Raw genomic sequence first — 15,224 nt, forward strand, 5'->3', positions numbered from 1 at the left:
ATATATTAATCCTCTATCTCTAATATTTTAATATTTTGATTTGTATAAATACAAAGTTCACCTGCAATCATAAGTGACTCTTTTACTAAATCAACAGGTTTTAAATCAGAATGTTTAGCTAAAGCTCTAGCAGCAGAAATAGCAAAATTACCACCACTACCAATTGAGGCTATACTTCCATCTTCAGGTTCAACAACATCACCAGTTCCAGAAAGAATAAAAATATTTTCTTTATTTAATACAATCATCATCGCCTCTAATCTTCTTAGAACCTTATCTTTTCTCCACTCTTTTGAAAAAGCAACCACAGCTTTTAATAAATCACCTTTAGATGATTCTAAGTGTCCTTCAAACATATCAAAAAGGTTAAAAGCATCAGCTGTACTACCTGCAAAACCAGCTAAAATTTGATCTTTATATAGTTTTCTAATCTTAGTTGCATTTCCTTTTAAAACTGCATTTCCAAAAGTAACTTGACCATCTCCACCTATTACAGCTTCGCCTTGACCTTTATATGCAAGTATCGTTGTTGCTTCAAACATTAATTATTCTCCAATTATATCTACTTTTAGTGTAGCATGAACTCCATGCCCTAATTTACAATCTACTTCAAAAATTCCTGTAGCTTTTATTTTATCTTTTAATGTAATAGCTTTTTTATCAATATCTATATTAAACTCTTCTTGTAAAGATTCACTAATCTCTTTATTAGTTACTGAACCAATTAAATGTCCATTTGCTCCAACTTTATGTTTGATTGTAAGTTTAGTTGCATTTAATTTTTCTGCTAATTCATTAGCTTCTGCTATCTCTTTTGCTTCTTGAGCTGCTTTTATCTTTTGTTCTTCTGCATAATTTGCTAAAACTTCTTCAGTTGCATGAAGAGCAAAACCTTTTGCTATTAAAAAATTTTTACCATATCCATCTTTAACATCTTTTACGTCTCCTGCTTTACCAGTACCTTTTACATCTTTAATTAATAATACTTTCATTAGATCTCCAATTTTTAAAAGTTGAGTATTTTACAATAAAGTATTTGAAGTGAGTATTAAGGTCTAAGATTAGAGTTAGCTTAAAAAAACATAATTGGTTTTTTAATCAAACAGAAAATTAACAATCTAATCTTACAATTTGATTAACGGTCATTTTAAAGATAAATCCATATCCTAGCTCAATCAGTCTCCTCCTACTAATTTACTGAATGAGTTATACTCCTAAACTACTTTAAAATGACCCAAAGAACTATTGTATATTTATCTTATAACCACTTGTTCTATTTGATATGATTATATCTTCTCCAATAATTTGTCTTATTTTATGAATATGAAATCTAATTGAACCATTTTTATTATTTGAATTAGCAGGATATACACCATTTTCTAAATTTTTAGAACTTACAAAAAAACCTCTGTATTTTAGAAGATAAGCTATTATTTGAAGAGATTTTTGACCTATAAATATTTCTGATTTATTTTTTAAAATTTTTTTTCTAAAGATGTCATAAACTATATTATTTGAAATATTGATTAAATCTGAATGAACTTTATATTCTCTTCTAATTAATGCCTTTATTCTTAAAAGTAATTCACTCTCATCTATACTTTTAACAATACATTCATCACAACCATAAAGAAATGAAGCTTTCATTATATTAGGTCTTTTAGCAATAACAAGCTTCATTGTTTTATCTTTATATTCATTTAGAAGTTTAATAAACTTAAATCTAGAGATGTTTTTATCATCAATATCTATAATATATAAATCATAATGATTATAATAAGTATATTCTAAAAACTCATTTGTTGTCTCACAAATATTTAAATCAAAACTATTTTTTTCTAAAATATTAATAATTCTTATAATAGAGGTACCATAATCTTTTAAAACTAATACTCTTAAAGCTCTCAATATACTCTCCGTACATTTATATATCTTGAAAGTATTATAAAATATATCTATTAATTATTTGTTAGCTGATATAAAAAATTATTCAATTTCTGGTAAATTGTAAGCAAGTACAATACCAATTACTCCTAGAATAGATAAAAATAAAATAACTCCTGCTAAACTAATAATACTACTTAATGTTCCAATTAATCCACTAAAAAGTAAAACAATTCCAATTAGAGTATTACTAACAGCTACATAATCAGTTCTTTTATTTCCTTCTGCTAAATCAACCAAATATGTTTTTCTTCCTATACGAATACCTTGATATCCAATACTAAGAACAAAATATAAAATAGGCATTACCCAAATTATTGAAAATAAAGATGGGAAAAATATATCCATAAAAAAAATAAATATACCTAAAATACTACAAATCAAAGCTCCATATATCATAACTTTTCTACTTGAAACATCAGAAAACTTACCCCAAATTGGAGCTGAAAATAAACTAGCCATTCCACTTGATAAAATAAATAATCCAAGTAAATAAGTATTTGAATCTGAATTTTTTTGTGCTAAAACAACATAAAAAGGAGCACTTAATACTGAACATAAAAACAATGCCCTAGTTATTACAAAAAGTCTAAAGTTTTTATCCGTTTTTAAAATAGATAATTTTTGAAAAGCAACAACAGCTGCATTTCCTCCTCCATCAGTTTCCCCTTCAAACTCTTTAATACGACTGTATACAATACCTGCTATTATCCAAAAAAGACCAGCTAAACTTAATAAAACTGCAAAATTAGAAGGGGAAAATGGTTTCTCACCATTTATTAAAAAGTATATACCAAGAGCTATTACTAAAATACCAGCAGCACTTGCTGACAAACCATTTAAAGCACCTCTTCTAGTTTTAGGAATTGTTTTTCCCACAACATCTTTTGCAGCAACTGAACTTAAACCTCTTGCTAAACTAAAAAGTATCAATAAACCTATAATCGCATAACCTGCTGTAAGTCCCTCTAAAGTAAGTGCAACTATAGCAATACCTATCATACATAAAGCTTGTCCAAAACTTCCCAATACCCAAATATTTTTTCGTATGGGCATTTTTCTTATATATGCAGCTATAGCTAGTTGGGGTAATAAAGAACCCGATTCTCTTATTGGAACTAAAAAAGATATTAAAAAAATTGGAACATTTAAACTTTCCATTATCCAAGGTAAAACAACTTTTGCATTAGCAACAGAATCTGCTAGTTTATTAAAAAAGTAACTTATAATGGTAATAAAAAAATTACCTGGAACTACTTTACAAGCACTTTCATCTATTGCTTTACAAACTCTGGCATCTTCTTCATTTACCAATTTTTCATATAAAGATTCAATTTTTACTTTTTTTGTCATATTTTTCCATTTATTTTTTTGTAGAAAAACAGTATATTAAAATATAGCTATTAAAACAATTGAAAGCAATATTTGAAATTTAAATATATATCCAGCTAAAACTAAAGCATCCCAACCACTCTCTTTAATAGCTTTAAAACTAATTTTTAATCCTATGGCACTCATTGCCAAAAGTAAAGATATTTTAGAAAGTAAAGATATATAATCTATTATATTTTGTGGCAAAATCTGAGTTGTTGCTATAATTGAAAAAAAGATAAATCCCAATATGAATATAGGCATTTTAAACCTTTTTGAACTAAGAGTATTTTTTGTATTATTCTTTGAAACAAAAAATATTAACCAAATAATTACAGGGGTCAAAAGTAGGATTCTTCCCATCTTAACAATTGTTGCACTCTGTCCTACAGTTTCATTTACACCAAACCCTGCTGCAACAGCATGCCCTACTGATTGTAGTGTATTACCTAATAAAATACCTAATTCAACATCATTAAAACCTAATAACATTCCAATAAAAGGCAAAATAAAAAGTCCAGCTGTACCCAATAAATTTACAATCGCAATTGCTAAAGCAGACTTTTCTTTGTTCAATTTAACAATATCTTTAGTTGCTGCAATAGCGGCACTACCACAAACAGCATTTCCAATACCTAAAATCAATCCTAATTTTTTATCAAAGTTTTGTTTTTTTGATACATATAAAGCAAAAAATATTGTAGCAATTAAAGAGATTACAATTATAAGAATTGTATTTGCCCCTAATGCTTTTAGTACATTAAAATCTAAATTTATTCCCATTAAAGCGATAGAAAAAGAAAGAAGTGATTTTTCTGCAAATGTGATACCATGAGAAAATTTTGAAGGTATAGTGATACTATTTCCTAAAATAGCACCTAAAATAATAGCAATAGCAACAGAACCCACAGGTATATAACCTGACAACACTGTTGCAATTATAGCAACAGCAATACATAATAATAATCCATAAATTTTATTCATGGCGAATTATATAAAAAAAATTTATAATTAAAGCTTTTATAAATATAAATAAATCTTCTAACTCCAGATTTGTAAAGGGGGAGTATTTGCAACTGCTTTTAAAATATTTGCCCTTGAAACTATTCCTAAAAGATTATCATCTTGATCAACAATTGGAATTGCAGTTAAACTAAAATCAACCATTACTTTTGCAACTCTTCTAATATCAGTTATTGGATCTGCTGCAATAACTTCTCCTAAATCAAAACTAGAAAGTGGTCTTCTTAAAGTTGCATTTACATATTCTAAATCATTTAGTATTGAATTTAAAATATGCTTTTGATTTACCATAGCAATTATTTTTCCATCTTCATTTGTATCTATAATAGGAATTTGTCTTATCTCTTTTTCTTCCATAAGATTATAAGCTTCTTGAAGAGTATTATCTTGATTTAATACAATAACTTCTCTTGTCATTAAATCTTTTACATGAAATATTTGCTCAGAGGTATCAATATTTGCAATATTTCTATAGATTTGAGTAGCTTCTTCAACTTTATCATTTTCATAAAGTCTTTTTTTAGGTTTTGTTGAATGATCTTTAGGCAGACCCTCATTTATATTGTTTCTAACCTTTGCAACAGAATCAACATTTGACATACTATAAAGATTGTCTACTGTACTTCTAAAACTAAGTCCATTGTTACTGTATATTGCAAACATAGCTACTCTCTTTTTTTATTGTTTTAACTTGCTATATCTAAAGTGTTTGGCAAGTTATGTCTAATATTTCTTTTTTTAACATAGTTATTTAATCCAATATGATTATTATAACCTAAAAGTTTAGCAATTTTTCTAACAGATAAACCTACTGCTAATAACTCTTCTATTTTATCTCTTTGTTTATCAAATTTAGATTTTTGAATAGTACCTTTTGGCTTACCTAAACTTTCACCTTTTAATTTTTTAGCAGTAAGTGCTTCTTTTGTTCTTAAGCTCATTAAATCTTTTTCTAAATTAACAGTCATAGATATTACACCTAAAATCATTTGAGTTAACATATCTTTATCATCTACTAAGTCAAGATTTTGTTTTACTACAATTATTCTAATTTTATTAGAAAGTAAAAATCTAACAATCTCTAAAATAGTTTCTATTGTTCTTCCAAAAACATTTAAATTATAAACTAAAAGTGTAGATGAAGATTCACAACTTTTTAAAAAATCCAACATATTTTTTTCATCATCTGGAGTATCAATTACTATCTCAATCTCCTTGTAAACTGAAATATTGTTTCTACTTTTATAGTCAGACAAACCTTTCTTTTGGGTTTTAGTATACGACTCATTATTATTATTAACTCTTACAAAACTGAAAATTTTAGACATCTTTATTCCTTTAACAAAATTATAAATTTATATATAAATATCATACAATATGTTTACTTATATATAGTTTTTTATTATACAAAATGATATACCTTTCCAACTTACACTTTTCTTAAATTTTGATTAAATTTATAAGAAATTTTATAATTTTTTTATTAGTTTTTTTTGACTTTTGAAAATAAAGGGATTTTTGGCTAATATCTAACTCTTAATAAAAACTAATGAAGGTTTTGAAAGTGAAATTAGTTGTAGCTATAACCGGTGCTAGTGGTGCAAAACTTGGACTTAAATTTATCCAAAACTTACCAGAAAGTATTGAAGTGTTTGCTGTTTTATCAAAAAGTGCTAAAAAAGCACTAAAGCTTGAAGAAGGTATTGATATTACAAAACTTTTCAAAGAAAATGAAAAGATTCATATATTTAAAGAAAATCAGATTGAAGCTCCTATTTCTTCGGGTTCATTTAAAACTGATAAGATGATAATACTACCTTGTTCTATGAATACTTTAGCAAAATGCTCTGTTGGTATTTCAGATAATCTAATCACAAGAGCTTTTACTGTAATGTTAAAAGAGAAAAGAGAAATAGTACTTGCCCCAAGAGAGATGCCTTTTTCAACCATTGCACTTGAAAACATGCATAAGCTTTCTCAACTAGGAGTAATAATTGCGCCTCCTGTTTTGGCGTACTATTCAAAACAAAACTCATTAGAGTTAATGGAAGACTTTATGATTGGTAAATGGTATGATTTACTTAGAATTGAGCATAATTTATATGAAAGATGGAAATAGATATGCAGGTTAACGATAATACAACAACTTATAGAAAAGCAATATATAGTGGTACTTTTGATCCCATAACTAACGGTCATATGGACATTGTCAAAAGAGCTACATATATTTTTGATGAAGTGATTATAGCAGTTGCAAAAAGTGAAATGAAAAGTCCTATGTTTACACACGAACAAAGGGTAGCATTTGCCCAAGCAGCTACAAAAGATATGCCAAAAGTAAAAGTTATTGGATTTGATACTTTATTAGTTGATTTAGCAAGTGAACTTAAAATAAATACGATTATAAGAGGTCTAAGAGCTGTATCAGATTTTGAATATGAACTACAAATGGGATATGCAAACTCATCAATAAATAAAAAACTTGAAACACTTTATCTAATGCCTACATTAGAAAATGCTTTTGTTTCATCTACAATTGTAAGAGAAATTATTCGATTTAATGGGAAATTTGAACACTTAGTTCCACAGAAGGTATTAGAATGTATGTAGTAATTGAAGGTATAGATACAGCAGGGAAATCAACACAGCTTGATATACTAAAAGAAAACCACAAAGAGGCAATTTTTACAAAAGAACCAGGTGGTACAGAGATTGGGCTTAAACTAAGAGCTATGGCTTTAAATGGTGAAGCAAAGAGTAAAGTTGCAGAGATGTTTCTTTTTCTTGCAGATAGAGCAGAACATATTGAAGAGGTTATAAAACCTAATGAATATAAAATAGTAATTAGTGATAGAAGTGTTATAAGTGGTATAGCTTATGCATCCAATATGCCTATAGAGATAGTAACTACACTAAATCTTATAGCAACATCAAACACTTTACCATCACATGTTATCTTATTAGAATTATCTAAAGAGGAATTAACAAAACGATTAGAAGGTAAAACAAACGATTCTATAGAGTCTAGGGGTATTGATTATCTACTAGATATACAAGATAGAATGAAAAGAACAATTAAACAATTAAATTTAAATTATATTTTTATAGATGCTAGTTTAAGCATAGAAGAGATTTCAAAAAAGATTGAGGATTTTATTAATGGCTAATATTCAAAGCTTAAGAGGAATGAACGATATATTAGGTAGTGATAGTGAGTTATTTACATATTTTGTAGAAAATGCATCAAGAATTGCAAAAAATTATGGATTTACATATATAGAAACTCCTATTTTAGAAGAAACTGCACTTTTTAAAAGATCAGTTGGTGAGAGTTCTGATATTGTAAATAAAGAGATGTATCAATTTATTGATAAAGGTGAAAATGACGTATGTTTAAGACCTGAAGGTACAGCAGGTGTGGTAAGAAGCTTTGTTGAAAATAAATTTGATAGAGCTGGAGGAACTTACAGATGGTACTATTATGGACCAATGTTTAGATATGAGAGACCTCAAAAAGGAAGACTAAGAGAGTTCCACCAATTTGGTTGTGAAGTATTTGGTGTAAGCTCTGTTTATGAAGATGCAAATATCATTATGATGATAAAAGATATTCTAGATTTTTTCAAAATAGGATTCAAACTTGAACTAAATTCATTAGGTGATCAAAACTGTATGCCTGCGTATAGAGAAAAGCTGGTTAACTATTTAACAGATATAAAAGAAGATCTTTGTGAAGACTGTAATAGAAGGATTGAGACAAATCCAATCAGAGTTTTAGATTGTAAAAATGAAAACTGTCAAAAACTATTATACAATGCTCCAAAAATCACAAATAATCTTTGTGAAAAATGTGATACTGACTTTGAAAAATTAAAAGAGATTTTAGATTTCAATGATGTAGAATATGAGATTAATACAAACCTTGTTAGAGGTTTAGATTACTATTCTCAAACTGCATTTGAGTTTACATCAAATGAGATTGGTGCTCAAAGTGCAATCGCAGGTGGTGGAAGATATGATAGACTTGTTGAATTCTTAGGTGGAAGAGTAACACCTGGAATAGGATTTGCAATTGGAATCGAACGGTTACTTGAATTAGTTAAAATGCAAGAAGATGAAAAAGATGTAATTTATCTTGGAGCATTATGTGAAGATGCATTAAATATTTTAACAAAAATTGCAAGCAAAAAAAGAAAAGATTCTAAAACATTTATTGAATATTCTGTTAGAGGATTTGGAAAACACTTTAATCTTGCAGAAAAACAAGGTGCAAATATAGTTGCACTAATTGGTGAAAATGAGATTAAAGATGGAACAATCTTTATCAAAGATTTAAAAACAAAAGAAGATAAAACTATAAAACTTGAGGATTTTTAATTTTGGAAAATTATGGTATTAATATCTGGGCAGATGGTAATTTTATAATTGAAGATGGAGTAGTAAAGTTAAACTATGCATCTAAACCTTCACTAATAGATATGGTAAAAGATATTAGAGAAAAAGATTACAAAGGACCTTTACTTTTTAGATTCCCACATCTAATAGAAAAACAGATAGATAAATTGTATAGCTTATATTCAAATGCAATAAAAGAGTATGATTATAAAGGAAAATTTAATGCTGTTTTCCCTCTAAAAGTTAATCAACTTCCAAATTTTGTATTACCCCTTGTGAAAGCTGGAGAAAAATACAATTATGGTTTAGAAGCAGGAAGTAAGGCTGAACTTTTCTTAGCAATGACATATAATAAAATTGGTGCGCCAATTACAGTAAATGGATTTAAAGATAAAGAGATGATCCATTTAGGTTTTATTGCTAAAAAAATGGGACATGATATTACAATTATAATTGAAGGTCTAAATGAGCTTGAAACAATAATTGAAGTTGAAAAAGAAACATCTCTTCCTACTCCAAATGTAGGACTTAGAGTAAGACTATTTAATTCAGGTGGAGGAGCTTGGGCAAAATCTGGTGGAATTGATGCTAAATTTGGATTAAGTTCTACAGAGATTCTTGAGGCTTTTGAGATGTTAGAAGAGAATAACTTAGTAGATATTCTTACAATGATACATTTCCATATTGGTTCATCAATGGAAACAATTAAACCTTTAAAAAATGCCTTAAAAGAATCAGGACATATTTATGCTGAACTAAAAAACTTAGGGGCTGTAAATTTATCTGCAATAAATATTGGTGGAGGTTTAGCAGTTGAATACTCTCAATTTCATAGAACTGCACAATACCATCTTCAAGAGTTTGCAAATGATGTTATATTTACCCTTAAAAATATTGCCAAACAAAAAGGTGTTGAAGAGCCTAATATTTTCACTGAATCAGGAAGATTTATAAGTGCTAGTTCTACTGTACTAATTACTCCTGTATTAGAACTGTTTACAGCTGAATATGATGCTGAACATTTAAGATTAAAAGAAAAAAACCCACCTTTAATTGAAGAGTTAAGAGATTTATATAATGATATGAATTCTAAAACAGCACTGGAATATATGCATGATAGTATTGATCACTTAGAATCTTTATTAAAACTATTTGATTTAGGTTATATTGATTTAGAAGATAGAAGTAATGCTGAGATATTAAATAACCTTATTATCAAAAAAGCAATCTGGTTTTTAGAAGTTGATGATTATAAAGAGTTAAAAAGAATAGACAATAAAATTCAAGAAAAATATTTAGTTAATTTTTCTATATTTCAATCATTGCCTGATTTTTGGGGTATTAAACAAGAGTTTCCTATGATGCCTATTACACATCTAGATAAAAAACCAACAAGAAGTGCTTCACTTTGGGATATTACTTGTGATAGTGACGGTGAGATTGGGTTTAATCCAGAAAAACCACTTTATCTACATGATGTAAATCTAAAATTAGAAGAATACTATTTAGGTTTCTTCCATGTTGGAGCATATCAAGATATTTTGGGTATGAGACATAACCTTTTTTCTCACCCTACTGAGATTAATGTAGTTTTTGAAGATGGAAAATTAAAACTTGAAAAAATATTAGAATCACAAAAAATTATTGATATTTTAGAAGATATAGATCATGATACTAAAAATTTAAAAGAGGTATTAAAAACAAATTTAGATGACAAAACATATAAAATACTAAAAAAATATTTACACGATAACAGTTATCTAAAGACAACATGGAGTTAGATATGAATGATGAAAAAGATATACATCAAAAGATAAAAGAAAAAATTTTAGAGGAACAAAAAGAGTTAGGTCTTTGGAAACAAATAAAAGAAGATTTTACTGTACCAAAACTAAACGACCCAGCTTTAGATTCAAGCTTTGAACTTTTTTTTAATTACCCAGGTGTTTGGGCAATAATTAATCATAGAATTGCAAATAAACTTTACAATAAAGGTTGGATAAAACTATCAAGGGCTTTAGTTGGTATTAGTTCTTTATTTACAAAAACAGATATTCATCCAGCTGCAACTATTGGAAGAAGAGTTTTTATTGACCATGCTATTGGTGTTGTTATTGGAGCAACAGCAATTATTGAAGATGATGTTTTAATCTATCAAGGTGTAACACTTGGAGGTGTTAGCTTAGATAAAGGGAAAAGACACCCTACAATTAGAGCTAACTCAGTAATAGGAAGTGGAGCAAAGGTTTTAGGAAATATAATCATTGGAAAAAATGGTAAAATTGGAGCAAACTCTGTAGTTATTTGTGATGTACCTAAAAACTCTACGGCTGTTGGTGTTCCAGCAAAAGTGATTAAAAGAGATGACAAAAATGGAAGACTTGACCACAGTGATCTTCCAGATATCAATAAAGAGATGTTCGAGTATTTATTAAAAAGAGTTGCCTTACTTGAACATGCAGTAAGAGATCATGATGGAATTGATTTAGCAAATGAAGACCATGATTTGGAATGTATTTACAAAAAATTTATTAGTGCGATGAACTCAATAGAAAAATAATGACTTTTGAACTAATACTATTTGGGTTAACAGCTGGTTTTGTTTCTGGTTTCTTTGGATTAGGAGGAGGAACAGTTTTAACTCCCATTTTAGTTATCGCAGGGTTTGCTATGAAAGAAGCAATTGCTATATCTATTATGCAAATGGTATTTAGTTCTATTTATGGATCTTTTCTAAACTCTAAAAAAGCAAAACATATATTTAAAGATGGGATAATACTAGGTATTGGTGGTTCTTTAGGTGGACTTTTAAATAGTTTTATCCACTCCTTAGTTTCTGATATTTTTTTACAATATGTTTTTATTGTAATAATTATCTTCTCTATAATTAAAATATTTGTATCACCTGCTGAACATAATCAAGAGGTAAAACACCATAGTAAACTAGTTTTAATCTTAGTTGGTTTTGTTGTAGGAGTGATTGCTATGAGTATTGGTGTAGGAGGAGCAATTATGCTTATACCTATATTAGTTAGCTTTATGAAATATCCTTTAAAATCAGCTACAAGTTTAAGTTTATTTTTTGTAATTTTCTCTTCTCTTGCAGGATTTACATCTTTAACTATAACTGGACAGATGCCTTTTCATGAAGGTTTAATTATAGGTTTAGCATCACTTGTAGGTGTATTTTTTGGGATAAAAACTAAAAATACTACAGGAGCTAAAAATTATAAAAAATCTATACTAGTAATGAATCTAATAATTTTATGTACTATGGTTTATAAAACAATATTATAAAGAATCATTTAAAATATTTTTAAATAAAAGATTTAAAACTCCACCCTCTTTGTAGTGCTTTATCTCTTCAAAATTATCCAATCTACATTTTAACTCTATTGAGATATCAATATTTCCTTTTTTTATAGTTGCATCAAGAATAGATTTTTCTTTTATATTCTCACTTGTAATTGTAAATTTTTCATCACCTTTTAATTTTAAAGATTCAATATCATCATCTATAAACTCTAAAGGTAAAATACCAAAATTAATCAAGTGCTTTCTATATTTTTCATCAAAAGATTTTGCAAGTATAACTTCTACTCCAATAATTTTTAAAGCTCTTATTGCCCAATATTTTGTTTTCCCTTTTCCAAACTCTTTTCCAGCAATTATAATTTGTGAAATATTTTTGCTTTTTGATTTTAAGGCTTTTTCAAAAATTGGAACAATCTCACTATTTTCATAATCTATTGTATAAGCACCCTCTTTTGATATCATTAAATTCTTAATTGAACTTGTATCAAAAAGGTTTCTTATCATAACTTCAAAATTTCCACATCGACTTTCAAAATCATTATACTCAAATGATTTTACACCTTTTTCTTCTAGATATCTAGCTGTAGGTGAATATAAAGATATATTTTTAGAAGGCAAAATTTGCTCTGTAGAGATATAATCACCAAATAAGGATAAAATTTCAGCATCTTCTATTTCAAAATTATGTTTAGCATCTCTTTCACTTATTATTTGTAAAGCTTGTATATATGTAGAAGAAGGATTCCAATTATATACACCACTTAACTCAACATCTAAGTTTTGCCAAAATTCATTACCTTTATAGATATCTTTATAAATCTCTTTATATAAAGTATAATCAACTTTTCCAAGATAAGACACAACTTCCCTATTTGTTGGCCATATATCTTTAAGATAAACTGCTTTATTATCAATAATCTCTATAATATCATTTTCAAAATCAAATTTTACATTTCCAACCAAAGAAAAAAATACTACCAATGAAGAAGAAGTAATATAATTTGATTTTATTAAGTTACTACTGTTTTTCAAAAAATCTATATTCTGTGAACTTATAGAGCATAAATTTAGGTTGTTTTTTAATATATCTTTTTTTATATCCTCATCTATTTCATTTGTATTAAAAATATAATTATCATATAAGATTTCAAAACCTAGTTCATCAATATATTTAATTAAATCTAAACTCTCCAAATGCTCTTTTTTTATATTTGTATCAATTACAAATTTAGCATTTATATTTTTTTTAACTTTTATTCCTAATTCGACAGCTTTTTTTGCAAGTAGTAAAGAGTGAATTAAGTGATGAAGACTAAGTTTAGACGTAATAAGTATAGATAAAACAATATCACCATCTTTTAAAAAATCTCCCTTTTTCATTAATGGAAAACTTTTTAAACTTGTCAAACACTCATTTAAATTTTTTTTATCTTTTATATTTGGATAAACAGATGATAAATCAAACTCAATAGTTTTATCATAATCCAGATTTTCATTACTGAAAAAAAGTTCTTGATTCTCTAAATAACTTTTGATTAATTTTCCATAATCCTCATTGCCTCTTGTTTTATTAAAATATCTAATTGTTTTGTTATCTATTGCAAAATATGAACATGAAGCATTATATTTAGGTGCTGCTACTGATATGAAAGATCTATCTTCTAAAGTCAAATATTCTAAACCTTCACCAAAAAACTCTACTAATTCACCGTTTATATTTGAAGCTTTTAGTTTTTCAATTAGATATGTTATCAAATCAGATGAAGTTACAGCATTATTAAGTTTGCCGAATATATTAATACCAATAACTTTGGGAAAATCTATTTTAATAGGTAAACCTAAAATAGCAAGCTGTGATTCTATACTATCAATTCTAAAACCAAGTACACCCAATGAATTTATCATTGTTGCATGGCTATCTGTACCTAATATAGTTTCGGGATATAAAAAAAACTTGTTTTCTTTTCTTTCAACATGTAAAATAGTTGAAAGAAACTCTAAATTTACTTGATTACATATCCCAGAACCAGGAGGAATTATTCTTAAGTTTGTAAAATTCTTTGAGGCCCATTTTATAAAGTGATATTTTTCTTCAACTAGATTTATCTCTTTATCTTTTAAAGATTTATCCTCTACTTCTAAAAAACTATTATCAATAATTAAATCTATTAATATTTGAGGATTTACTTTCTTTACATCCGCACCCAAAAGATTAACTTTATCTCTTAAAACTGCTAAATCGATAAATATTGGAAGTTCACTGAACTCTTCTAAGACTAATCTTGAAGGATAAAAGTTAATTTTATCACCTCTTCTATTTTCAAAAATATTAATGATATTATTAAACTGCTCTTCACTAGTAGCTTTTCTTAAATTTGATTCTAATAAGATTTTTAAAACAATAGGAAGATTTTTTAATCTTTTATTACTACTAAACACTTTTTTTAAATCATAAAAATAAAAAACTTCACCTTCTATTTCAAAACTATTTACAATATCCAAATATATAAACCCTTTACTTTTTTATTCCATTAATTAATGAATCAAAAGAGATTTTATACAACTCTTTTATATTTTTTTTAATGTTAATATGTCCATCTATATATAAGATTGCTATGCCATGAATTAAAGCATGAATAGTTTGAGCTTGTAAAAAAGAGTTTTCTATTTTTAAAATCTCTTTCTCTTTCCCCTCTTCTAATAACATTATTAAAAGTGTAAAACTATCTTCAATATTTTCATTGGCAAGAGTACAAGTAGTTTCTCTTATATCTTGATATTTCTCTCCAAATAAAACCCTATACAAATTTTGATTTTTTATTGCAAAGTTTAAATAAGAATCACCCATAGAATATAATCTTTCCAATACTGTTCCATTTGTTTTATTTAAAGTAGGAATCAAGGCTTCTTCAAAAAGATTAAATCCATAAGCGATTACATTTTGTATTAAATCGTGTTTTGAAGAAAAGTGTCTATATATTGCACTTCTTGAAGTACCAAGTTTATCACCTAAAAACTTTAAGGTTAAAACCTCTATTCCTTCTTTTGAAATAGTCTCTAAAGATAGTTGCAACATCTCTTCTTTTAGATTTCCATGGTGATATTTTGATGATTTATTCAAACTAGTACTTCTTTTCATGAAGATATTATACCATAAGTTTTTTTTAAAATGTTGA

At 27.2% G+C, this 15,224-nt stretch carries 16 protein-coding genes; 7 read left to right on the forward strand and 9 right to left on the reverse strand.

The genetic code is table 11. From position 1 onward, the window contains the following. Nucleotides 1-5: 5 nt before the first annotated feature. From hslV to ACKU3H_RS12890, 7 genes are all read right to left on the reverse strand, one after another. On the reverse strand, nt 6-542 hold the full coding sequence (gene hslV / locus ACKU3H_RS12860; RefSeq protein WP_320034268.1) for an ATP-dependent protease subunit HslV: 537 nt from the start codon (nt 540-542) through the stop codon (nt 6-8). A 3-nt stretch (nt 543-545) separates the two neighbouring features. After that, nucleotides 546-992: a 50S ribosomal protein L9 gene (gene rplI, locus ACKU3H_RS12865; protein WP_320034269.1), complete on the reverse strand. Its 447-nt coding sequence runs from the start codon at nt 990-992 to the stop codon at nt 546-548. A 250-nt stretch (nt 993-1,242) separates the two neighbouring features. Then, nucleotides 1,243-1,908, reverse strand: coding sequence for a winged helix-turn-helix domain-containing protein (locus ACKU3H_RS12870; RefSeq protein WP_320034270.1), 666 nt, complete (start codon nt 1,906-1,908; stop codon nt 1,243-1,245). Between the two features lie 78 nt (nt 1,909-1,986). Next, nucleotides 1,987-3,297 carry an MFS transporter gene (locus tag ACKU3H_RS12875; RefSeq protein ID WP_320034271.1) on the reverse strand — a complete coding sequence of 437 codons (1,311 nt, stop codon included), beginning with the start codon at nt 3,295-3,297 and terminating at the stop codon, nt 1,987-1,989. A 36-nt stretch (nt 3,298-3,333) separates the two neighbouring features. Next, nucleotides 3,334-4,299, reverse strand: coding sequence for a putative sulfate exporter family transporter (locus tag ACKU3H_RS12880; protein WP_320034272.1), 966 nt, complete (start codon nt 4,297-4,299; stop codon nt 3,334-3,336). Between the two features lie 57 nt (nt 4,300-4,356). Continuing rightward, on the reverse strand, nt 4,357-5,001 hold the full coding sequence (locus tag ACKU3H_RS12885) for a CBS domain-containing protein (protein WP_320034273.1): 645 nt from the start codon (nt 4,999-5,001) through the stop codon (nt 4,357-4,359). A 23-nt stretch (nt 5,002-5,024) separates the two neighbouring features. Beyond that, nucleotides 5,025-5,666: a recombinase family protein gene (locus tag ACKU3H_RS12890; RefSeq protein WP_320034274.1), complete on the reverse strand. Its 642-nt coding sequence runs from the start codon at nt 5,664-5,666 to the stop codon at nt 5,025-5,027. Nucleotides 5,667-5,902: 236 nt separating this feature from the next. Here ACKU3H_RS12890 and ACKU3H_RS12895 point away from each other — a divergent pair, with 236 nt between their 5' ends. Genes ACKU3H_RS12895 through ACKU3H_RS12925 form a run of 7 tightly spaced genes read left to right on the forward strand, consistent with a single transcriptional unit; the run spans nt 5,903 to nt 12,030 of the window. Continuing rightward, nucleotides 5,903-6,457 (forward strand): UbiX family flavin prenyltransferase, encoded by a 555-nt coding sequence (locus ACKU3H_RS12895; RefSeq protein ID WP_320034275.1) that lies wholly within the window; start codon nt 5,903-5,905, stop codon nt 6,455-6,457. 2 nt (nt 6,458-6,459) lie between these two features. Beyond that, nucleotides 6,460-6,948 (forward strand): pantetheine-phosphate adenylyltransferase, encoded by a 489-nt coding sequence (gene coaD, locus ACKU3H_RS12900; RefSeq protein ID WP_320034276.1) that lies wholly within the window; start codon nt 6,460-6,462, stop codon nt 6,946-6,948. After that, the gene (gene tmk / locus ACKU3H_RS12905) at nt 6,939-7,505 is read left to right on the forward strand and encodes a dTMP kinase (protein WP_320034277.1); all 567 of its coding nucleotides are present in this window, start codon (nt 6,939-6,941) and stop codon (nt 7,503-7,505) included. Before coaD ends, tmk begins: the two co-directional genes overlap by 10 nt. Beyond that, entirely contained in the window at nt 7,498-8,715 is a 1,218-nt protein-coding gene (hisS, locus tag ACKU3H_RS12910; RefSeq protein WP_320034278.1) for a histidine--tRNA ligase, read from the forward strand. Before tmk ends, hisS begins: the two co-directional genes overlap by 8 nt. Continuing rightward, a complete protein-coding gene (speA, locus tag ACKU3H_RS12915; protein ID WP_320036481.1) occupies nt 8,715-10,514 on the forward strand; it encodes a biosynthetic arginine decarboxylase in 1,800 nt (599 codons plus the stop codon). Before hisS ends, speA begins: the two co-directional genes overlap by 1 nt. Before the next feature lie 2 nt (nt 10,515-10,516). Then, a complete protein-coding gene (gene cysE / locus ACKU3H_RS12920) occupies nt 10,517-11,293 on the forward strand; it encodes a serine O-acetyltransferase (protein ID WP_320034279.1) in 777 nt (258 codons plus the stop codon). Beyond that, the gene (locus ACKU3H_RS12925) at nt 11,293-12,030 is read left to right on the forward strand and encodes a sulfite exporter TauE/SafE family protein (RefSeq protein ID WP_320034280.1); all 738 of its coding nucleotides are present in this window, start codon (nt 11,293-11,295) and stop codon (nt 12,028-12,030) included. The genes cysE and ACKU3H_RS12925 overlap by 1 nt, the downstream gene beginning before the upstream one ends. Here ACKU3H_RS12925 and ACKU3H_RS12930 read toward each other — a convergent pair. Continuing rightward, a complete protein-coding gene (locus tag ACKU3H_RS12930; RefSeq protein WP_320034281.1) occupies nt 12,025-14,550 on the reverse strand; it encodes an aconitase family protein in 2,526 nt (841 codons plus the stop codon). The genes ACKU3H_RS12925 and ACKU3H_RS12930 overlap by 6 nt on opposite strands. A gap of 13 nt (nt 14,551-14,563) precedes the next feature. Beyond that, a complete protein-coding gene (locus ACKU3H_RS12935) occupies nt 14,564-15,169 on the reverse strand; it encodes a TetR/AcrR family transcriptional regulator (protein WP_320034282.1) in 606 nt (201 codons plus the stop codon). Nucleotides 15,170-15,224 lie beyond the last annotated feature (55 nt).

This window comes from Halarcobacter sp., assembly GCF_963675975.1.
In the GTDB taxonomy this organism is placed as follows: Bacteria; Campylobacterota; Campylobacteria; order Campylobacterales; family Arcobacteraceae; genus Halarcobacter.